At 38.4% G+C, this 20962-nt stretch carries 18 protein-coding genes; 12 read left to right on the top strand and 6 right to left on the bottom strand.

Features of this window, described 5'->3' with window-relative positions:
* Positions 1 to 16: 16 nt before the first annotated feature.
* Complete coding sequence (locus OQH61_RS04235; protein ID WP_266026047.1) at positions 17 to 922, top strand: SPFH domain-containing protein; 906 nt, start codon at positions 17 to 19, stop codon at positions 920 to 922.
* Positions 923 to 945: 23 nt separating this feature from the next.
* On the top strand, positions 946 to 1407 hold the full coding sequence (locus OQH61_RS04240; RefSeq protein WP_266026048.1) for an NfeD family protein: 462 nt from the start codon (positions 946 to 948) through the stop codon (positions 1405 to 1407).
* Here the strand turns inward: OQH61_RS04240 and glmS are convergent.
* Positions 1394 to 3190, bottom strand: a complete 1797-nt coding sequence (gene glmS, locus OQH61_RS04245) for a glutamine--fructose-6-phosphate transaminase (isomerizing) (protein ID WP_266026049.1) — start codon at positions 3188 to 3190, stop codon at positions 1394 to 1396. The two genes, OQH61_RS04240 and glmS, sit on opposite strands and share 14 nt — an antisense overlap.
* A 108-nt stretch (positions 3191 to 3298) precedes the next feature.
* Between glmS and OQH61_RS04250 the strand changes: the two genes are divergently transcribed.
* The 7 genes from OQH61_RS04250 to OQH61_RS04280 all read left to right on the top strand — a co-directional run bounded on the left by OQH61_RS04250 (position 3299) and on the right by OQH61_RS04280 (position 11346).
* Positions 3299 to 4150 carry a phospholipase A gene (locus tag OQH61_RS04250; RefSeq protein WP_266026050.1) on the top strand — a complete coding sequence of 284 codons (852 nt, stop codon included), beginning with the start codon at positions 3299 to 3301 and terminating at the stop codon, positions 4148 to 4150.
* Between the two features lie 94 nt (positions 4151 to 4244).
* The gene (locus OQH61_RS04255; RefSeq protein ID WP_266026051.1) at positions 4245 to 4949 is read left to right on the top strand and encodes an outer membrane beta-barrel protein; all 705 of its coding nucleotides are present in this window, start codon (positions 4245 to 4247) and stop codon (positions 4947 to 4949) included.
* Between the two features lie 276 nt (positions 4950 to 5225).
* Positions 5226 to 7502 carry a 5-methyltetrahydropteroyltriglutamate--homocysteine S-methyltransferase gene (gene metE / locus OQH61_RS04260; protein WP_266026052.1) on the top strand — a complete coding sequence of 759 codons (2277 nt, stop codon included), beginning with the start codon at positions 5226 to 5228 and terminating at the stop codon, positions 7500 to 7502.
* A 36-nt stretch (positions 7503 to 7538) separates the two neighbouring features.
* The gene (locus OQH61_RS04265) at positions 7539 to 8444 is read left to right on the top strand and encodes a methylenetetrahydrofolate reductase (protein WP_266026053.1); all 906 of its coding nucleotides are present in this window, start codon (positions 7539 to 7541) and stop codon (positions 8442 to 8444) included.
* A gap of 78 nt (positions 8445 to 8522) precedes the next feature.
* Positions 8523 to 10409, top strand: coding sequence for a dihydroxy-acid dehydratase (ilvD, locus tag OQH61_RS04270; RefSeq protein ID WP_266026054.1), 1887 nt, complete (start codon positions 8523 to 8525; stop codon positions 10407 to 10409).
* Entirely contained in the window at positions 10410 to 10805 is a 396-nt protein-coding gene (locus OQH61_RS04275) for a hypothetical protein (protein WP_266026055.1), read from the top strand.
* A 61-nt stretch (positions 10806 to 10866) separates the two neighbouring features.
* On the top strand, positions 10867 to 11346 hold the full coding sequence (locus OQH61_RS04280) for a hypothetical protein (protein ID WP_266026056.1): 480 nt from the start codon (positions 10867 to 10869) through the stop codon (positions 11344 to 11346).
* 66 nt (positions 11347 to 11412) lie between these two features.
* Here OQH61_RS04280 and OQH61_RS04285 read toward each other — a convergent pair whose 3' ends face one another.
* The 4 genes from OQH61_RS04285 to OQH61_RS04300 all read right to left on the bottom strand — a co-directional run bounded on the left by OQH61_RS04285 (position 11413) and on the right by OQH61_RS04300 (position 17156).
* A complete protein-coding gene (locus OQH61_RS04285) occupies positions 11413 to 11754 on the bottom strand; it encodes a hypothetical protein (RefSeq protein WP_266026057.1) in 342 nt (113 codons plus the stop codon).
* Between the two features lie 67 nt (positions 11755 to 11821).
* Positions 11822 to 13096 (bottom strand): PD-(D/E)XK nuclease family protein, encoded by a 1275-nt coding sequence (locus OQH61_RS04290; protein WP_266026058.1) that lies wholly within the window; start codon positions 13094 to 13096, stop codon positions 11822 to 11824.
* Positions 13097 to 13193: 97 nt separating this feature from the next.
* Positions 13194 to 15032: a hypothetical protein gene (locus OQH61_RS04295; protein WP_266026059.1), complete on the bottom strand. Its 1839-nt coding sequence runs from the start codon at positions 15030 to 15032 to the stop codon at positions 13194 to 13196.
* Between the two features lie 72 nt (positions 15033 to 15104).
* Positions 15105 to 17156, bottom strand: a complete 2052-nt coding sequence (locus OQH61_RS04300) for an AAA family ATPase (protein ID WP_266026061.1) — start codon at positions 17154 to 17156, stop codon at positions 15105 to 15107.
* Positions 17157 to 17263: 107 nt separating this feature from the next.
* Here OQH61_RS04300 and OQH61_RS04305 point away from each other — a divergent pair, with 107 nt between their 5' ends.
* Entirely contained in the window at positions 17264 to 18217 is a 954-nt protein-coding gene (locus OQH61_RS04305; RefSeq protein WP_266026062.1) for a helix-turn-helix transcriptional regulator, read from the top strand.
* 99 nt (positions 18218 to 18316) lie between these two features.
* Here the strand turns inward: OQH61_RS04305 and cysK are convergent, their stop codons facing one another.
* The gene (gene cysK / locus OQH61_RS04310) at positions 18317 to 19219 is read right to left on the bottom strand and encodes a cysteine synthase A (RefSeq protein WP_266026063.1); all 903 of its coding nucleotides are present in this window, start codon (positions 19217 to 19219) and stop codon (positions 18317 to 18319) included.
* Positions 19220 to 19306: 87 nt separating this feature from the next.
* Here cysK and OQH61_RS04315 point away from each other — a divergent pair, with 87 nt between their 5' ends.
* Complete coding sequence (locus OQH61_RS04315) at positions 19307 to 19735, top strand: TonB family protein (protein ID WP_266026064.1); 429 nt, start codon at positions 19307 to 19309, stop codon at positions 19733 to 19735.
* An 18-nt stretch (positions 19736 to 19753) separates the two neighbouring features.
* On the top strand, positions 19754 to 20950 hold the full coding sequence (locus OQH61_RS04320) for a capsular biosynthesis protein (protein ID WP_266026065.1): 1197 nt from the start codon (positions 19754 to 19756) through the stop codon (positions 20948 to 20950).
* The last annotated feature ends 12 nt before the right edge of the window (positions 20951 to 20962 follow it).

Here is a 20962-nt window from a genome sequence, read left to right on the forward strand (position 1 = left end):
AAATAAAGGAGATTATATGTTGATTTTTGGATTAGTTGTGTTGATTTTGTGTGGGGTGGTATTATTCTTTGGAGTAAAAATTATCTCACAAACAGATATTGCTATTGTAGAACGATTAGGGAGATTCCATAGAGTGCTTGATGGAGGCTTTCATTTTATTATTCCTGTGATTGATAGAGTGGGCGCGGTAGTAAGTGCAAGGGAACAAATGATAGATATTGGGCGACAGCAGGTGATTACCAAAGATAATGTAAATATTAATATTGATGGTATTGTGTTTTTAAAGGTATTTGATGCGAAATCTGCCGTGTATAGCGTGAATGATTATAAAAATGCGATTGCAAATCTTGCCACTACAACGCTTAGAGGCGAAATAGGGCGGATTAATCTTGATGATTCTCTTTCATCGCGTGATAGGCTCAATGCTGCCCTGCAAGTTGCACTCGGCGATGCAGCAAATAATTGGGGTGTAAAAATTATGCGTGTAGAAATTAGTGAAATATCTGTGCCAAGGGATATTGAGGCAGCTATGAATCTACAAATGAAAGCAGAGAGGGAAAAAAGAGCCATTGAATTGAAAGCTCAAGCAGAAAAAGAAGCACTTATTCGCAATGCTGAAGCTCTCAAGCAAGAAAAAGTGCTTCAAGCTGAAGCCATTGAGCGTATGGCAGATGCGAAAAAATATGAGCAAATTGCACTTGCGCAGGGACAAAGCGATGCTATGGAGCTTATCGCTACTCAAATGGCAAAAAACGCACAAGCAGCGGAGTTTTTGCTTACAAAAGAGCGTATAAATGCATTCAATGAGCTTTCAAAGAATCCAAGCAAAGATAAGGTCATTATTCCTTATGAGACAAGCGAATTTATTGGCGGACTTAGTGTGATTAGCGACTTTTTAGGGTCAAAAAAAACTACTCAATAATCTCACACGCATAAGGAGGAGATATGTCGGCTCTCTTGTTGCTAGGTATGGGTATTGCTGTGATAATAGCTGAAATATTTTTTGGGTCGTTTTTTCTTTTATTTGTGGGTATAGGGCTACTTATCACTGCTGGCATTGAATCTATTGTTGGTTTTCAAACATTTGGTAATCCTTTTGTGTGGCAATCTTTGAGCATTTGTGCGTTTTCGCTTATTTCACTTATGGCATTAAGGAAACCTATAAAATCGTGGTTTAATCACTCGCAAGTCTATACAGATGATTTTCAAAGCGGTGGCGTAGGTGAAATACGACAGGGAATGGTATATTTCAAGGGCACTTTGTGGGCGTATGAAGTGCTAGATTCTCATAAAAATGCAACATCTTGCAAAGATATGCAATCTAGTGCGGATTGTGTAGCCTTGCAAGAGGGAGGCAAGGTTAAGGTGCTAGAGATTAGGGATAATAAGGTGATTATTCAACCGTAACGCTTTTTGCAAGGTTACGTGGCATATCTACATCGTTGCCCAATCGGATTGCCACTTCAAGTGCGAAAAGCTGAAGCACTACCATCATTGCAAAAAACTCTTCCATATAGCTTTGACAAGGTGAGATGAGAATCATATCATCAATGCCCTTAATAGAATGCGCACTTACTGCACAAATAGTTGCATCACGCGCACTTAACTCCTCTACATTGCTTTTAATCTTATCAAAAAGCAAATGTGTAGGCATAAGAGCAAGGGTAAAAAGTTCAGAATCTGCTAATGCAATAGGTCCGTGCTTCATTTCTCCACTTGGATAACCCTCTGCGTGAAGATAGCTAATCTCTTTGAGCTTAAGTGCGCCCTCAAGTGCGAGAGGATAAAATACATCTCGTCCAATAAAGAAAAATCCGTGTCCGTGCAAATATCGCTTTGAGAGACGTTTAATGTGCTCGTGCATATCAGATTGCACATAGGTTTTTTTTGCTGAAGTTACCATTTGTGCGATATGTGTTTCAAGCTCTTTTTGTGTGATATGTCCGCGTATTTTGCCTATATACACGCTTAGAATCCACAGCAACATCATTTGTGTAGCAAATGCCTTTGTGCTTGCTACACCTTTTTCAATCCCTGCGCGCGTGAGCAAAGAAACATCAGATTCTCTCACAATAGAGCTATTATCCACATTGCAAATACACAGGCTTTTTAAGCCATTTTTTTTTGCGAGTTTGAGGGCTTCAAGCGTATCAGCAGTTTCGCCACTTTGGGAGATGACGATAAAAAGTTCATTTGTATTCATCACAGGTTGGGCATAGCGAAATTCACTTGCAATAAGCACATTTGTTTTTATTTTTGCAAGTCGTTCAAAGAGGTATTTTGCGCTTAATCCCGCGTGATAGCTTGTCCCACACGCACAAATATTAATACTTTGTATATCATCAAAAAAGTGAGGTTGTATTTCATTGAGGATAATATCTCCCTCGCTCACACGTCCCATCATCGTTTCAAGGAGAACTTTGTGTTGCTCATAGATTTCTTTTTCCATAAAGTAGCGATACCCTTCTTTTTGCGCATAGCCTTTAGTGGTTTCTAGTTTTTTTGCATTTTTAAGTGTGTTAAATGCGCCAAGTTTCATCACGCCCATATCGCCATCTTGCAGATATACTACACTTTCTGCAAGCCCGATAAGTGGCGCATCAGAGCTTGCGAAATAAATTTCATCTTCTTTTGTTGCACTCCTGCCAATAATAAGCGGTGAGCCATTTTTGGCATAAAAGATACAATCAGGTGCTTTTTTGGTAATGAGTAAAATAGCAAAAGCACCCTTAAGCTGTGCAATAGTTGCTTCAAAGGCTTGAAGAGCATCTGCAAAAGTTTTTGTATATTCCTCAAATAAATGCACAATCACTTCAGTATCCGTTTGCGAGAGGAAAGTATGCCCTTTTTGCTCCAAAGCACTTTTAATTTCTTGATAGTTTTCAATAATGCCATTATGCACGACATTGCTAAAAGCGGCGATATGAGGGTGAGCGTTTGCTTCAGTAGGTTTGCCGTGTGTAGCCCAACGCGTATGTCCGATACTCACGCCAAAATCTAGGGAACTAAAATCTTTGCATTTAGATTCTAAATTGCTTAATTTACCCACAGAGCGAAAAGTTTGCAATTCATTTTGACTTAACACCGCAATTCCTGCACTATCATAACCACGATATTCTAGCTCCTTTAAGCCATTTAAAAGAATCTGTTTTTTTTCATCTCGCCCAATATAGCCTACAATACCGCACATTAGCTCTCCTTATAAAATTAATGTATTTTTTGCATATTTTACTATAAAATTATTCACGCATTATCACACGATGAAGAGAATCTATTTGTATTGAGGAGCAAAGTATTTATGAATAAATGGTGTATGTTGTATTTGTCTGTGGGGCTAAGTGGCGTATTTGGAGATTCATTACCCAATCTTATGCCCGAAGAAAACCAAAATAATAAAAAACATTATCTTTTGCTCTATCCACATAAGGCGGTATATATTTTGCCTTTTTATCATAGTTTGAGCGAACCTACTCCTAGTGAATCTGGTTTGCCAAATAAAGATACAGAAACTAAATTTCAATTTAGCTTTAAGCTTGCTGTGTTTAATGAGCTTTTCTCACCTTATGGATATTTTTATTTTGGTTATACGCAAACAGCGTGGTTTCAAAATTATAATCAAGCAGATTCTCGTCCCTTTAGAGATATAGATTATCAACCTGAATTATTTTATAGTTATGAAGCCCCTATAAGCTTTTTAGGTGGTTCTTTTAAGGATATTTCTTTTGGATATAATCATATCTCAAATGGTGAGAGGGCATTGCGCTCACGCACACAAAATCGTCTTTTGCTCAATATGCGATGGGAATATGACATAGCACCACAAAGTGTATTTGGTATGAGGCTTGGTGCGTGGGTGTATATAGGCAAACATTTAGATGGTTTTATGGCAGATAATCCTGATTTAACTCTTTATCGTGGGTATAATGATATAGGATTGTATTACAAGAGTAATCGTAATTTGCTTGAATTGTATATGCGTCCGCCTATTGCGCGGAGATATTATCCGTATTTTGAGCTAGGTTATACATTGCGCGTAAGCAATAATGTAGGGCTTTATGTCCAATATATAAATGGATATGGGGATAATATGTTTGAATACAAAATGCGCAGCGAACGCATAGGTGTAGGATTCCGATTATGGGACAAATGATATATCTTATAGAAAACTTTTTCTTTACTTGACTTTACAAAAAAAAAAAAAACGATATAATTTTTTTTACTTTTTACAAAAACAGGAGGAAAAAATGAAAGGTTGGTTACGATTGTGTGCTTTTATGTGCTGTATGAGTTTAGGAGTTTTTGCCGATGAGCAGGAGCGTGAAGTAGGAGAAGAGGTAAGCGGGACAGAATACCAAAAAGCAAAGGAAATAATTGCAAAACATCACAAAGTGGTGAATGCAAAGAGTGCAGATGAAAAAACAGGAATCCTTATAGGTATGAGTATCGGGGGAGGTTTGCCTTATAGTGGAAAAGAAACAGCGGGTGATAGTATCAGTTCAGCAGTTGTATCAGCAGGCATTATGGGAGGTTATCAGAAATTCTTTAGCCCACATTCAGGCATTCGCGCTTATGTGAGTTTGCATTCAGGCAAAGGATTTGCTTCATCAAAAGGAACTAATGATACTCCAGTAAAGCAAAGTTTTACAATGTTATCTCTTAATATTGATGGAATGGTGGGTATGAGCATTGGAGAAGATAAGACAAAAAGTCTTGGACTTATTGGAGGGCTTGGATATGCAGCACTTTCTTATGATGATAATTTCTCTGGGCTTGATGGTTCTAAGTCTGGCGCAGTGGTTAATGTAGGAGTATTTTTCAGTGCAGGCAAACATCGCTTTGAGGCACTTGCAAAAATTTTGCCACTAGATTATGTCAATATGCAAAATGATGCAGGCAAAACATCTCTTACAAATGTTTTAGGAACGCTCGGCTATTCTTATGTCTTTTAAGATAAAGCAACTCTTTTGCTTTAATGATTGAGAATCTCAAGTAGATTCTCAATATATTCTTACATTTTTAGCTTCATTTTTTATTTTTTAACAAAAAAATAAAATTACATATTGTATTTGTTACTTTTTGTATCTTTTATAAAATGCTTATGACAAGGGCTTTAGAGCAGTTTTGGCCCATAAGATTCTCTAAAAGTTTTAACAAAAAAATAAAATTACATATTGTATTTATAAATTTTATGCGAAAATACAAAAATTTATTTCAAAGGAGATATGATGAGTAGCATTTTAGGATTTCCTCGTATTGGGAAAAATAGAGAGTTAAAAAAAGCACTAGAGAGCTTTTGGAGTGGGAAGTGTAGTAGCCAAGAATTACAAAACGTAGCAAAAAACTTAAGAGCAAAGCATTGGGAGATACAAAAAGGACTTGATTATGTGTGTGTGAATGATTTTAGCCTCTATGATAATGTATTGGATTTAGCTTATGCGCTTAATGCAAAGCCGCAGAGATTCAAGGATTTAGAGGGCTTAGAGGGGTATTTTGCAATGGCAAGAGGACACAGACAAGGTGTAGCTTGTGAGATGACAAAATGGTTTAATACAAATTATCATTATGTAGTGCCAGAATTGAGTGATGATGACGACTACAAAGCAAATATAGAACATATTAAAGTGCAATATAATGAAGCCTTAAGCTTAGGGTATAAGCCTAAAATATCACTCATTGGGCTTTTTACCTTTTTTGGGTTAAGCAAGATTGTTAAAGGTGATGCGGGGGCGATATTTAATAAATTAAAAAGTGCATATATGGATTTAATAGATGAGGTTTCAGCACTTGGTAATGAAGTAGTGGTAGAATTTAGTGAGCCTATTTTTGCACTTGGACTTAAGGATAATGAGGAACTTTTTACATCTTTGCGTTGCATTTATGATAGGTCTGCGCTAGAGTGTGTCTATAATGAAATAAGCAAAAAGGGCATTAAAGCCATTGTAAGCACATTTTTTGAGCATAGCAATGAACTCAGCGAGATTTTGCTACAAACAGATATTTATGGCATTGGATTAGATTTTATTTATGGCGAAAAAAATAAGCAATCTTTAGAACTTATTGCCAAAAGCAACAAAGTGCTCTACGCTGGGGTAATAGATGGGCGTAATATTTGGGTAGCGGATATAGAATCTAAACTTGCTCTTTTAGAGCATATAGCGACATTTATCCCTAAAGAGCGCATTGTGGTGAGCAGTTCTTGCTCACTTTTGCATTTACCTTTTAGCAAAGAGGGCGAGGATAAAATAGATTCTCAAATCCTCTCTTGGCTTTCTTTCGCACAGGAAAAAATTAAAGAACTGAGCGTTTTGGAGAGCATCTTTAAGGGGCATTCAGATAGTGCAAATCTTGCCTTTTTGCAAGAAAATAAAACGATCAATGCTGCGCGTAAAAATTCTGATAAAACAAATAACAAGGCTGTGCGAGAGCGCGTCTTTAAGCATACACAAAAGGAACGAAGTCTGCCCTTTGCACAACGAATCAAGATTCAAAAAGAGCAGTTTAACTTCCCTATTTTGCCTACAACCACGATTGGCTCATTTCCTCAAACGCCAGAGCTTAGGGCATTGCGCCTTAATTACAAAAAGGGGCAGATAAGCAAGGCACAATATGAAGAAGGCATAAAAGATTACATTAGAGATTGTGTGAGATTCCAAGAAGAAATTGGCATTGATGTGCTTGTGCATGGAGAGCCAGAGCGAAATGATATGGTGGAGTATTTTGGAGAGCAGTTAGACGGGTTTGTGTTTAGCTCTAATGCGTGGGTGCAAAGCTATGGCAGTCGCTGCGTAAAGCCACCGATTATTTTTGGTGATGTGGCGCGTCCAAAGCCTATGACATTAGAGTGGAGTAAATTTGCTCAAAGCCTCACACAAAAGGTGATGAAAGGAATGCTCACAGGTCCTGTAACAATTTTAAATTGGAGTTTTGTGCGCGATGATTTAGAGCGTTGTGAGGTGTGCAAGCAAATAGCTTTAGCCATTGCTGATGAAATTGATGATTTGCAAAAGGGCGGGATTAAAATCATTCAAGTTGATGAAGCCGCATTTAAAGAGGGTTACCCATTGCGGAGTGAAAACATCAAGGCTTATGAGAGTTGGGCATTAGAATGCTTTAAGATTTCTACCGCAGTGGCACTTCCTCAAACGCAGATTCACACGCATATGTGTTATAGCGAGTTTAATGATATTATCAAAACTATTGAAGCCCTTGATGCTGATGTGATAAGTATTGAAACAGCAAGAAGCGGAAATGAGCTGTTAAAAGTCTTTAAGCAAGTGGGCTACACTAATGAAGTAGGACCGGGCGTATATGATATACATAGCCCTAGAATCCCAAGTGTGGAGGAACTTAAGGTGCAAATTAAAGCATTGCTTGAAGTCCTGCCCAAAGAGCAGCTATGGATTAACCCAGATTGTGGGCTTAAAACGCGCAAATGGGAAGAAGTCAAGCCAAGTCTGAAAAACATTGTAGAAGCTGTGAAGAGTGTGCGAGAGTCTTTATAGAAATGCAAAAAGATTCTATGATAATGGGGAATGGATATGTGTAACATAGAATCTCTTATGGGCAAACTCCACTCTATACAGCCTTTTTTGAGCGTAGAGATTGCTCCGAGCATAAGTGGTAGGCTTGATGAGAATCTACTCGCGGATTTAAAGAATCTAAGCGGCGTTGATTGTTTTGTTTGCACAGATTCGCCTTTAGCGCGTTTTAAACCCTCATCAATTTTAAGCTCTCTGAAGTTTCAAAACGCGCTCCAAAAACCTGTGATTTGCACAATTTCAATGAGGGATAGAAATTCTATCGCTTTGTGTGGTGATATTTTAAGTGTAAATGAATTAGGGTTGCGCACTTTTCTTACGCTCACAGGCGATAGCATTAAAAATGGAGATTGCCCTGAAACAAAAGGTGTGTTTGAGGATAATTCTCTTAAACTTGCCCATATCATTGATGAGCTAAATGCGGGCAGGGCGCTTAATGGTAAGCCTTTAAAAGAAAATGTGCAAAGAATCTATAATTTTCAAGTCATCAATGCGTATGCAAATAATCCTCAATCACTCAAAAATAAAATGCGCAAAAAACTAAGCACTTATGAGATTCACGCGCTTTTTACACAGCCGGTATATTCTCTTAGTGCGGCAGAATTTTTGCTCCAAAGTCTTGAGGAGATTCAAAGTGAATGTAATGTCAAAAGCGCGCTTGTACTTGGATTTTTCCCTGTGTTAAGCTACAAAACTGCACTTTTTTTGCGCGATAAGCTGCCGGGCGTGTATATACCCAATGAATGGGTGCAAAAGCTAGAGAGCGCCCATAATAAGGGTAAAGATGAGGAAAATAAAGTAGGGTTAGAGATTTCTTATTCTTTGTTTATGGAGCTTAAAAGTGTGCATAATAAATTTCACTTTATGAGCGCAAATAAGCCAAGTTTGGTAAAGGAATTTGCATAATTTTCATTCCTCATTGATTTATGATATTTTCAAAGATTTGCTTTATAATGGCATTTTAGAAAAGTCTAAAGGAGATTTATGCGAAGTGATATTGTAAAAAAGGGCTACACAAAAGCTCCTCATAGAAGTTTGTTGCGTGCCACAGGGCTCAAAGATGAAGATTTCAATAAACCTTTTATCGGCATTGCAAATAGTTATATTGACATTATTCCGGGGCATTTTTTTCTCAATCGCTATGCGCAGATTATCAAAGAGGAGATTCGCGCTGCGGGTGGCGTGCCTTTTGAGTTTAACACAATCGGCGTAGATGATGGTATCGCAATGGGGCATAGCGGTATGCTTTATTCTCTGCCAAGTCGGGAGCTGATTGCCGATAGCATTGAAACAATGATGAACGCGCATAGTTTGGACGCGATGATTTGTATCCCAAATTGCGATAAAATCGTGCCCGGAATGCTTATGGGTGCGTTGCGTGTGAATGTGCCAACTATTTTTGTGAGCGGTGGTCCTATGAAAGCCGGGAAGCTAGAAGATGGCACGATTTTGGATTTAAACTCTGCTTTTGAGGCGGTGGGAGCTTACGCAGAGGGAAAGATTGATGAGCAGAGGCTACACGAGATAGAATGCAACGCTTGTCCGGGCGGTGGGAGTTGTAGTGGAATGTTTACTGCAAACTCTATGAACACGCTTTGCGAGGCTATGGGGGTTGCATTGCCGGGTAATGGCACGATTTTAGCCCTCACAAAAGAGCGCGAAGAACTCTTGCGCACAGCAGCGCGTAGAATCGTAGAGATTGCGCTAGATGAGCGCAAAAGTGAGCAGTTTAGATTCCGCAATATTTTGAACAAAAAAGCAGTGCATAATGCCTTTGTCGTGGATATGGCAATGGGAGGCAGCACGAATACGATTTTGCATATGTTAGCTATTGCCAAAGAAGCGGAGGTAGATTTTAATTTGGATTCTATCAATGCGATTGCCTCTCAAGTGGCACATATTGCTAAAATCGCCCCAGCGTTAAGCACCATTCATATGGAGGATATTAATCGCGCAGGGGGCGTAAGCGCAGTAATGAATGAAGTTGCTAAAAGGCATTCAGTATTGAGTGATAAATGCGGGAATCCACGCTCTGATTTTCAGTCATTTGCCTCTAGCAAACTTCCTCAATCATCGCTTGATAACCCACATTTCTCATCTCAATCCTTAGAATGCCAAAATGCAGATTCTAGCCCTGCGCATACTAAAATTTCAGAATCACATAACACAAACGCAACAAAGCCAACGCAAGATTCTATTTTACACCTTGACGCACTCACGATTACAGGCGAGACTTTAGGAGAGCGCATTAAAAATGCAGAGATTACAGATTGCGAAGTTATCCGACATAATGACAACGCCTACTCGCAAGTGGGTGGGCTTAAGATTCTCTATGGCAATCTAGCCCAAGAGGGCGCAGTGCTTAAAGTCGCCGCAGTGGCGGAATCTATGAAAGAGTTTGAGGGCAGTGCAGTGTGCTTTAACTCTCAAGATGAGGCAATTAAAGGCATTGCAGGAGGCAAGGTAAAGGCGGGAAATGTCGTAGTAATCCGCTATGAGGGACCAAAGGGAGGACCCGGAATGCAAGAAATGCTCACCCCAACAAGTCTTATTATGGGAATGGGATTAGGCGAATCTGTCGCACTCATCACTGATGGACGCTTTAGTGGGGCGACAAGGGGAGGCTGTATCGGGCATATTAGCCCAGAGGCTGCAGAGGGAGGGCTGATTGCGCTTATTGAAGATGGGGATAAAATCGCCATTTCGGTTTCAAAAGGCACACTAGAATTGCTTGTGGATTCCAAAACCTTAGAATCTCGCCGCGCCAAATGGACACCGATAAAAAAAGAAATACAAAGCAAATGGCTCAAGCGATATTCCTTGCTTGTGAGCAATGCGGCAAATGGCGCAGTATTAAAAACGGAGCTGTGAATGAAAGAAGCGGATTTTGAGGTGCTTATTTGCCTTAAAAGCCTTGATAGCAAACTTTTTCCAACAATGATACGCTATGTAGAAACCAATATCAAGCCAAAAGGCATAACGCTTATCACTCATAGAGAGAGTATCGCGCAGTATAAGCAAAGCTATCCTCATATTTGTTTTATTGATGAGGATTGTGTTTATCCCAAGCTGACATTTGGTGCTGTGCAAGAGAAGCTCTCATCACTTGGCTGTGCGCTCAATCGTGCAGGTTGGTATTTACAACAATTCTTAAAAATGGCTTATTCTGCGCATCAGCACTCTGCTGCTTCAAGCAGCGGGGGGGGGGGGGCATTATCTCATTTGGGACGCGGATTGTATCCCTTTAAGAGATTTAAGCTTTTTTAACACTAAGGCTCAAGTCTTCATTGAAAAAACCAAAAAGTTCCACAAGCCCTATTTTGATACATTGGATAGTCTTAAAATCCCTATGAGCAAAAGCGTGTATCTACACAAAGCCGCGCCTTTTAGCTTTATCACTGAAAATATGATGATAGAATCCTCTGTGATGAATGAGCTTATTTCTCTCATAGAACAGAGGCATCATAAGGCATTTTGGGAGGCGATTTTAGAGCATATTAATCCCCTAGATTTGCCACACTCTGGCTTTAGTGAATATGAAAGCTATGGAAATTTTGTATATGCGAAATACCCCCATTCATTTGAAATCATCACGCGCAAAAGAGATAGATTTGCTAAAAGGCTTGTTGGTGAAGCGCCAAGTGAGGCATTACTCAAGTGGTATGCGAGAGATTATGAAGTTATAAGCATAGAATCGTGGGATAAAACAAGCTTTTTGTATCCATTCATTCAAAGATATACAATCTTTAGAATCTTCCCGCCACGATTCTATAAAGTCCTTTTAGCCCTCTTTGAGAGAATCCGATAGGGTGCGGAGTTCGTTAATGAGCGGGCTAATGACATAATTCCGGTGGTAACCTAAATCATTTAGTTCTCATTCCAATGCTCCCCAACTCTCAAAGTATCGTGCTTTTTCTATCATTTTTTCAGGCAGTTTAATCCCCGCTTCTGTGAGCAAATCTAAACACTCTTTGTATAACATCTCCCATTCTCTTTCTTTCTTGTATTTCTCATACTCCTTGATTATTTCTTGTTCCTCCAAATATTCCTTATACTCCGCCACTAATTTATCAATCTCCTCTTGCTCCACTATTAGCTCTGTGGGATTTTCTTCTTGTTGTGTGAGTTCTTTTTCATATTTTTTCTCATACACCGCTTTAAATGTGAAATCCTCTGGCAACATATCAAGGATTTTTTGAAGTTCTTTGTTATTCATTGTATTCCTTTAGAATGCTAAGCAACCCAATCTACATAGATTTTGGGCAACTTAGCAAGATGAGATTCTATGCACTAAATTTTGCGAGTTTAGAATCTGCGCCTTTGTCTAAATCCGCTTTGATTTTAGCATTGATTTTATCTACAAACTCTCTATTTTCCTCAAAGAAGTCTAAAAACTCTTGTGGATTGAAAAATATATCATCAGTATAGTGATAGGATTTAAGCCCAACGCAGAGATTATTATTGCTTGTCGTATTGGGATCGAAATCATTCTCTTTTAATCCTGTAATTTCTTGTAGCACAGGTAAAAGTTCTGTTGTTTTATTTGTGTCGTGTTTAAAAAGATAGATACAAAACTCCCTAATACGCTTTTTTCCTTTTGTATTTATCTCAGCAGCAAAGGTAAAACTTAGCTCACACTTATCCAACTCACTTACCCACGCACAAAAATAATCAGCACCATATTTAGTAGTATATTTCTCCCTATATTTTTCCTTTATTGCCCTGTCAATAAGCCCAAAAGTCGCCTCCATTACAGAATCTTGATTTTTACATAGCTCTAGTGCTGTCGTGTGAAGATTCTCATTATCCATAAAAAATGCTGCCATACTCATCGTATTCTCCTTTTTTCTTACTACGCGTTCAACTACATCTTTGTAGCACTCTATTGCCATTTTGAGATTTGCGATATTACTAATCTCACGCATACACTTATCAAGCCATTGCAAAATATGCGTTTCATAGCTGATTTGCCTATATGCCACTTTCCCTTTGCTAGATTCCAAAAAATCACCTTGAATCTCCCATTTTATGCCATTGTGCGAAAGGGAGCAGACATTGGGTTGCCAATTATGCGGGGTAAGATACACAACAGCGATATTGTCATAAATTTTGCTTTGTAAATCCACACTTTCAGAATCCGCCTCATCATCACACAATTTTTGAGCGATTGTATCAATATACCTCGCAATCTGCCCCTCTTGGTCACCACTCCCAATTTTATTTTCAATGATGATATGCTTTTGCCCATTGGTGATATGAATATCAATATTTTTTCTCTCCTTGCTCACATTGGCATTTTTTATGTCGCTAAAAAAACTTTTAAGCGAGAGAGATTCTAAAAAAAGTTCCAAAAACAGCTCATCTTGGCAATGCTCACCTCTAGGATGAAGTAAAGCATAAAGAAACCCGCTGTGCATATTTACCTCATCATTTTGCTTTTGCACACAAAGCAAAGGGTTGAAGTCATTTTCACCGCGCTTTTTGCGCTCATTGACACGCTTTTGCCAAAGTGCGAAGTTTTCACACAATTCGCGCAATTTTGTCTCATCAGTTTGCATTCTGTCTCCTTATTTTATTTTGCTGCGTCTTATATATCCACTAAGAATAACGCGCAGTTGCAATGATAGTTTAATCAAAAAAAAAAAAAACGCAAGTTTAACATTCCCTATAAATATAAATATATTTTGTTCCCTTGCCTGTATTTGGCGTTACTTTTGTGAGCTGTCCTTGCGTGTCAAAGTGAAATCGCTGCTCTTTATAGTATAGGATATAGCCCCAAATATCATCACGCAATGCTAATGCGCCTTGATTGCGCTCATAATGCCCCCTCACAAGTGCACCCACTCTGTCTAGAATCTCGTGCAGTGTGAGTTCCTTTTCTCCCAAGTCTGCGTGGAGAGGAAGAAAAGATTCCATTCCTATTCTTTTAAGCTGTTTATAATCGCTATCTTCATTTATATCTTTGCAAATGACTTCAATATGATGTTTGCTCACTTCTTTCCATATATTGAGTGCTGTTTCCTCCTCTGTTATGTGGCGCAAAATCTCCGCAAAAATAAAGGGCGAATAGCTCTCACTCACAAGCTTTTGAATCCGCAAGAAAACCTCCTTTGCTGTATAAACTTTGTCATACACATAGCTTTGCAGAAAGTTTTTCAAGCTACTTGATTTGACAAAGCATTGCAGGGCAGCTTGTGCTTTTTGCACATTTGCATAGCCTAGAATCTTCGCCCTTTGATTTTGGGACTGCAAACTAGAATCTTCAAGCTGCTTGGCAATAGACGCTTTAAGAGTGGAGAAAAACTCATCGCAAGAGGGGATTTGCACTTGGGGCTTTGGCACATCTACATAAATCTTGCCCACACTCTCTACACTATGCCACAAAAAAGTATCTCGCAGATAACCTCGCATAGAATCTCTAAATCCAATATGGATGTTTGTGATACTGCCCTCTCTGCTAAATAGAGTAGAATATGCTTCCTCTGCATAGAGTTGCACAACATCAGTTTCTAGATTCCACACGCTAGGCGGGATAGGAATGTCCCACTTGATTCTTGCAAAGGCGCGTGAAGTGCTAAGACAAGCTCGAACAACCATAGCTCCGCTATAACCGGTATGCCAACCTCCATATGTAGGTATATATCTATAACGCACGAGATTCTGTGCGGGTGTGAGCTTAAAATCTCGCTCCAAAAAATAAGCGCGTAGCCTAAAAGATTCTTTTGCGCAATCTCCACACGCTAAATCCACGCTTTTGGCATTTTCATAGATTGTGATAAGCCGCTCTGCAAAGCTTTTAAGCGTTATTTTACCCTCTCTAATGCCCTGCCATTGCATACTACAATCAATCCTACGAGGTTCAATAAATGAATCTTTCCTTGCAATCTCTTGAATCCACACTCCCTCGCTGCTAAACATACCAAATGATTCTATACCTGCTTTGTGCGCAATTGCATAGAGCTTGGAGTGAAAATCTTTTTGAGCTTGATTCATATCAGCACAGGAATTAAAATCAGCCGCTATGAGATAATACAGCTTACCATTTTCTAGCTCATCAAAATCTATCCTCGCATATTTACCAAACTTTTTGAGTATGGATTCTATATTGAGATTTTCTCTATTTGACTTTGTGCTTTCTGCCTGTAAGCCGATGTATTCACAAGTAGCACTATCGCTATTAAAGGCAAAGCAGAGATTATAAAGCTCTAAGCCTAGCAGTTTGTGTCGCTGCATATTTTTGTATCCTAAAAGGAGCGTAAAAAGCTCCTCATCACTTAGTATCTCTTGCTCTTTAAGTTCGCGCGGCAACTCTTTATAAGATTCGCCTGATAAGAAAGTATTGATAAGCGATTCTTTTTGCTCCGCACTCACTTCATTTGATTTGATATGTGCGGATATGAGATAGAAATACACTTTCTTTGAGTTTGCTCCAAAATGTGTGAAAAATTGCACGAGCTTGTCTTTATTAATCCTTGTTTGTAATACGTGGTTCATTTTCACTCCTGTGTTTTTAAGCTATACTCCAAGTAAAGTTATAACAAAGTGTTTTGACAACATTGTGGGATTTTAAAATCCCATTCTTTTGCTCTTTTGAGAATCTTTGAGTGCGGATTCGGCATAGAGCCTCTCAAGTAGCATTTCGCAATGACTTGGTGGGTTAAATCTTGCTTCCCTGACAATGAGCGCAAAATCGCCAAAGCAGATATTGCTAAGTCGTGCAAAATCTTGCCTGTGAGTTTTTACAAACTCTTGCGTATCGTTTAAGCCCAAATAATGCGCATACATTAAAAAAGCCTTTTCTAAACGCACCACATCAAGGCTTTTAAAGCTAATTTTCATATCAAATCTCCGAATACTTGCGGTATCTAATGTGTCTAAAAAGTTTGTTGTCGCAAGGAAAATGCCCTCAAAGGATTCCATTTGAGTAAGCATTTCATTGACTTGTGTTATCTCCCAGCTTCTTTGCGCATCGCTTCTATCCTGCAAGAAACTATCCACCTCATCAAAGACTAAGATTGCTTTTTGCTCCCTTGCTTCCCTAAAGGCTTGAGCGATATTTTTTTCAGTGCCACCTACCCACATTGAGAGCAAATCGCTACCTTTTTTGCAGATAATGTCCTTTTTTAATTCCTTTGCTAAAGCCTTTGTGTATTCACTTTTGCCACTTCCGGGTGCGCCATAGAGGAGGATTCTTGCTCCACATTGTGCGTTTTTTATCCCCTCACTTATCTTTTTTACATCAATATCCGCATTGATTAATCCCATATCATAGGGCAATTCATTGCTCTTTTGTAACACAATCTCTTTTTTATCTTGCAGCTTCAAATGCTCGTTAATCACTTTTAATGCACTTTGCTCTGCTTTGTTTTTGGGAGCAGTTTTAGCCGCCTTTAGCGCATTTAAGAGAATGCCTGTGGAGAGATTGTTTTGCGCCATTTTTTCTATAAGCTTAGAATCTAGCTGACATTTATGCGTCTTAAGGGTGGATTCTATCAGTTGGATTTGCTTTTGTTTTGGCGGGATTTTTATCTCTAGCACAATACCAAATCGCCTCAAAAGTGCCGGGTCAATATCGCAGCTATTGCTTAAAAAAATACTTGGCACTTTGATAGATTCTATCATTTCATTGAGCAATCCTTTTTGTAAAGAATCTGCATTGTGGGAGAAATGTCTCCAAGAATAATCTGCAAAAATATCCTCGCATTCATCAAAAAGCACGATATGGTTTTTGCTATTAAGGAGATTCTGCGCAAGGATAAATCGTTGAATATTGCTTGACTTATATTGTTTTTCATCTAAAGATTTAGAAATCTTAAATAATTCTTTTTGCAGTGTTTTTGCCAAAAGGGAGGCAATCTCATTTTTGCCTACTCCGGGTGAGCCATAGAGATAGATACTAGGATTCTTTGCTTTTTTGAAATAGTTTAAAAGCAAAGTGATGTCCTCTTGCATAAAGTCAAAATCTGCCAAATGCAGTTTGGTAGGCTTCACAAGTGAAGTGATATTGTGAAGCACATTGCGCTTTGTCAGTGGCTTTTCAAAAAACTCTTTTGCAAAATCGCTTATCTCAAATCCAGTGTAATTATCTTTTTCTAAGAATTTAAGCTTTCTTAAAGGCGCATTTTCACTTAAAATCTCACGCATTTTGTGTTCTCTCACATTAAAAAATGAGGATATAATTTTTATCCAATTTTTTAAAGTGGCTTTTTTAAAAAATCTTTGGAAACCCATTTCATCAAAAATATAATAAAAATACAAAACTTCTACCTCTAAGGGTTTGAGGTGTAAATATGTTTGCAAAAATGTCATATTTGCTTTTATAAATGGCTCAAATGTAAAATGATGATAATGTTTTTGCAAAATGGGCAAAATGATTTTAAATTTATCGAATCTATCTCCTTCGCAGTCTTCTATATCTTTAGCAAAATTAAGCTCAAATAAATCAAAGTAGTAACCTCTTTCTATTAAATGCAGCATAGTGGAAGCGATATGCGTAAAGATGACTTTTGCATTATGCGCTTGCTTTGTATCACAGCTTGCATCAAAGGGGAGAATTTCTTTTAACAATGCTTCTTTTTCTTGTGCGTTTAAACTTGCTCCATTTTTATATTTTCTCATAGGCACTCCTTTTTGGCAAAATACGATGAAGTTGTAACACATTCAAAGGACAGGGCTATGTCCAAAAAATAAAATTGCACTATAATGTCAAAAAATAAAGGGGCAAGATGAAGATAAAACATTATGATGTGCTAAGCCATAGAATCGCCACGATTTTGAAACTTTTAGCAGAGAGTGAGAGCATAGAGGTTGCTAAGCTATGTGCAGAGTTTAATGTGAGTGAAAAAACGATTGGGCGGGATATTAAACGCATTAATGACCCAAATATTACGCTTAAAAAGGGTAAAATCACAATGCAGCACACGCAAACTCCCTACAACACGCAAGAGCAAATCGCACTTTTTGTCCTACAAAATATCGCTAAGGATTTAGGCGGAGAGGTTGGGCGCAATGCTGCGGCACTTTTGGATAAATTAAACACTCCAAAGCCAGAATCTGCGCACAATGTGTTTTTTACCAAAACTTTGCTTGATGATATAAGCGTGAGTGCGCAAGAGCTGCATACTTTGCAACATTGCATTACGCATAAACAAATGATTTCTTGCCTCTTTCATCATAAAAGTAGAATCTTAGCACCTTTAAAAATTGTCGCTTTTGATGGAGAATGGTATCTCTTTGCGCTAGAATATACTGATAAAAAGGCGCAAAAGAGTAAAAAGGCAGATGAGCTAGGTTTGCTTAAACGATTTTATCTCAATGATATAAATGCAATAGAATCTCTGCAAACGCCCTTTAATGCAGATGATAATATGTTAGATTCTATTGATGGAGCGATTAATGCGTGGTTTCACCCAGATAATGAAAAAATCTTCGTGCGCTTATGGGTGGATAAAAAGGTGGCAAAGTATTTTAAACGCAAAAAGATAACATCAAAAGCGCAGGTTTTTGTGCAAAATGATGGCAGTGTGATGATAGAGCTACATATCACGCATTTCTTGGAGATTAGCGGGGAGGTGCTAAGGTGGATTCCCTATGTGGTGGTGCTAGAGCCAAAGGCATTAAGAGAATCCATCAGGCAAAGTGTAAAAGAATATATAAAAAAACTAGATTCCATAGAGTAAATACCTTGCTTGTGGCAAAGGGAATGTGCAAGAGCCATAATGGTAACATTATGACTTGCAATCCAAGAATAGTGCGATTGGCTTTTTGATTGATTTTTATCAAAGTGTGTTAAATAAATCCGTTGAAAGGTATCGTTCCGCTGTATCATTGAGCATTGTAAGCACTTTTTTGTTTGGATTGCTTTTTGCAATCTTTTGTGCAATAGCGACATTTGCTCCGCTAGATATGCCAACCATTACGCCGATTTTGCCCAAATCTTGCGCCATTTTGATAGCAACTTCATTTTCTACAATTTCAATAGCATCTATCACATCGCGATTAAGGATTTTGGGGATAAAGTTCGCACCAATGCCTTGAATCTTGTGTGGTCCTGCTTGTCCTTTGCTAAGCAGTGGTGAGGCGGCAGGTTCTACGCCTATGATTTGAATATGTGGAATCTTCTCTTTGAGCACCTCACCTACACCGCTGATTGTCCCGCCTGTGCCAAATCCTGCGACAAAATAATCTAATTTGCCCTCAAAGCTTTTATAAATCTCTAGTGCAGTTGTGCGTTTGTGCATTTCCTTATTCGCTAGATTCTCAAATTGACTTGGCATAAAAGCATTTGGTGTGGAATCTAAAATCTCTTGAGCCTTATCAAGCGCACCTTTCATACCTTCACTTGGTGGAGTAAGCACGAGAGTTGCGCCAAAAAATGCTATCATTTTGCGTCTTTCTATACTCATAGATTCGGGCATAGTGATGATGATTTTTAACCCAAGAGAGGCGCAAATCATTGCTAGAGAAATGCCCATATTGCCACTTGTGCATTCTACAATCGTAGTATCTTTGGTGATTTTTCCCTCTTTCATAGCTTGCTCTATCATCGCATAAGCAGGGCGGTCTTTGACAGAATGGCTTGGGTTTAAAAATTCGCATTTGCCATAGAGATTGGGGGCAAATTGTTGGAGATGTAAAATGGGAGTATTACCGATGAGTTCGGTGATATTTTGAGCTATCATTGAAAATCCTTTGTGCGCACTTAAGCGTGAATTTGGTATTTAAAGCTTAGAATGTAGCAATTTTTTTATAAAAAATCAAGGAATGGAATGCACATTTTATTATTTCAGTTTTTTGCTGTGATTTATGCGTTGCAAGGATTTTTATTAAACCCTCAAAGAGAGGATATTTCTTTACACGAAAGTCCTGTAATTGAGCAAGCTATGGAGCAGGAGTTTAGAAGTTGCGTTATGGCGCGTTTGCTTTATCCTAAAAAAGCGGTAGATGATAAGATAGAGGGCGTTGTAGAGATAATGATAAGCTTTAAAAATAGCTATATACAGGCGCAAATTACATCAAGTAGTGGCTATAAAGTCCTTGATATGGCAGCTTTGAGGGCTGTTAAAAAATCAAATGAATGCTTACAAAATCTCTACCAAAAGGATTTTAAGAAAGCAATTTTTTTAATGCCCATAGAATTTAGATTAGCACCAGATTCTAAAAGACAAGATATTCAAGTGCCAAAGATACGCATTTGAGTGCTTTAAGGAGAGAGAATGCACTCTATAACACTGCTTTGCGACCATAATATTACGCAAAAGCCTCGTTCAAGTCGTATGTTGCAGCTTTTGGATATAATAAGGCAAGAGGGAGCTAAGCTCAATCTTAATGTTATTGCCAAAGCCTGTGATAAAAGCGCATTTGAGGCTTTAGGCATAGAATCTCGCCTTTTATGCTTTGAGCGTGATAAATCAAGCAAAGAGCGCACACAGCAAGAAAATGAGCTTATTTTGCAGTATTGTCAAAGTGGTAATTTTGCACCTCTTATTTACACGTCAAATCGCAAGAGTATTCCTCATCTTTTAGAATCTTTGCCACCCCAAGATGTGCTGATTGTAGAGGATATTACCCTTTTGCCCTTTGCACGTGAGTATAAAAAAAATAATCCACAATGTAAGATTCTCATTGATTTGCGTGAATTTTATCCGCTTGAATATGAAAATGATGAAGTGTGGCTGCAAGGATTGGGTCGGTTTTTTGTGTATTTGTGTGAGCAATATCTGCCTTGTGTAGATGTAGCAATAAGCGTGAGTGAAGGATTGTGCGAGCGGTATAAAAGTGATTTTGGCATTGACTGCGAGCTTTTTTATTCCTTGCCACCTTTTTTTGATTATAAACCTAAACCTACCTCAAAGCAAGAAATAAAGATTTTATATCACGGATTTATAAGCCCTGATAGAAGTTCTATGGAGCTTTTAAATCTTGCTCAACATTTGCTTGAAAGCCCTTATAAACTTTATGTTATGGCATTAAGTAATCAAAAGGGTTTCTTAGAATCTTTTCGTATTGGCTCAAGTGAAATCACTTCACTTGAAATATTACCGCCTGTTGCTTTGGGGGAGATTATCCCTGTGAGCGCGAATTATGATATAGGGCTTATTCCCTTTAAGCCTACTACCTTTAATCTCGCGCATTGTATGCCAAATAAACTTTTTGAATATCTGCAAGCGCGATTAGCTATTCTCTCTACACCACTTTATGATGTCCAAAAATTCGTGCAAACGCATTCCTGCGGCGCTATTACACAAGGTTTTGAGAGTGATGATATGGCACAAATGCTTTTTAAACTTCATATTACAGATATTGATAGATACAAGCAAGAAAGCCATAGAGCAGCCCAAAAATGGCATTTAGACTTCAATGTAAAATGCCTAAAGAATCTGCTCTATAAGCTTAATATCAAAGTGGAATAAATTTAGGCGCAA

It is taken from the genome of Helicobacter sp. MIT 21-1697, from assembly GCF_026241255.1.
GTDB lineage: Bacteria > Campylobacterota > Campylobacteria > Campylobacterales > Helicobacteraceae > Helicobacter_C.

Excerpts from the sequence above, each read along its gene's own strand:
- OQH61_RS04235 (WP_266026047.1), top strand. The coding sequence starts at position 17 with ATGTTGATTTTTGGATTAGTTGTGTTGATTTTGTGTGGGGTGGTATTA.
- OQH61_RS04240 (WP_266026048.1), top strand. The coding sequence starts at position 946 with ATGTCGGCTCTCTTGTTGCTAGGTATGGGTATTGCTGTGATAATAGCT.
- glmS (WP_266026049.1), bottom strand. The coding sequence starts at position 3,190 with ATGTGCGGTATTGTAGGCTATATTGGGCGAGATGAAAAAAAACAGATT.
- OQH61_RS04250 (WP_266026050.1), top strand. The coding sequence starts at position 3,299 with ATGAATAAATGGTGTATGTTGTATTTGTCTGTGGGGCTAAGTGGCGTA.
- OQH61_RS04255 (WP_266026051.1), top strand. The coding sequence starts at position 4,245 with ATGAAAGGTTGGTTACGATTGTGTGCTTTTATGTGCTGTATGAGTTTA.
- metE (WP_266026052.1), top strand. The coding sequence starts at position 5,226 with ATGAGTAGCATTTTAGGATTTCCTCGTATTGGGAAAAATAGAGAGTTA.
- OQH61_RS04265 (WP_266026053.1), top strand. The coding sequence starts at position 7,539 with ATGTGTAACATAGAATCTCTTATGGGCAAACTCCACTCTATACAGCCT.
- ilvD (WP_266026054.1), top strand. The coding sequence starts at position 8,523 with ATGCGAAGTGATATTGTAAAAAAGGGCTACACAAAAGCTCCTCATAGA.
- OQH61_RS04275 (WP_266026055.1), top strand. The coding sequence starts at position 10,410 with ATGAAAGAAGCGGATTTTGAGGTGCTTATTTGCCTTAAAAGCCTTGAT.
- OQH61_RS04285 (WP_266026057.1), bottom strand. The coding sequence starts at position 11,754 with ATGAATAACAAAGAACTTCAAAAAATCCTTGATATGTTGCCAGAGGAT.
- OQH61_RS04290 (WP_266026058.1), bottom strand. The coding sequence starts at position 13,096 with ATGCAAACTGATGAGACAAAATTGCGCGAATTGTGTGAAAACTTCGCA.
- OQH61_RS04295 (WP_266026059.1), bottom strand. The coding sequence starts at position 15,032 with ATGAACCACGTATTACAAACAAGGATTAATAAAGACAAGCTCGTGCAA.
- OQH61_RS04300 (WP_266026061.1), bottom strand. The coding sequence starts at position 17,156 with ATGAGAAAATATAAAAATGGAGCAAGTTTAAACGCACAAGAAAAAGAA.
- OQH61_RS04305 (WP_266026062.1), top strand. The coding sequence starts at position 17,264 with ATGAAGATAAAACATTATGATGTGCTAAGCCATAGAATCGCCACGATT.
- cysK (WP_266026063.1), bottom strand. The coding sequence starts at position 19,219 with ATGATAGCTCAAAATATCACCGAACTCATCGGTAATACTCCCATTTTA.
- OQH61_RS04315 (WP_266026064.1), top strand. The coding sequence starts at position 19,307 with ATGCACATTTTATTATTTCAGTTTTTTGCTGTGATTTATGCGTTGCAA.
- OQH61_RS04320 (WP_266026065.1), top strand. The coding sequence starts at position 19,754 with ATGCACTCTATAACACTGCTTTGCGACCATAATATTACGCAAAAGCCT.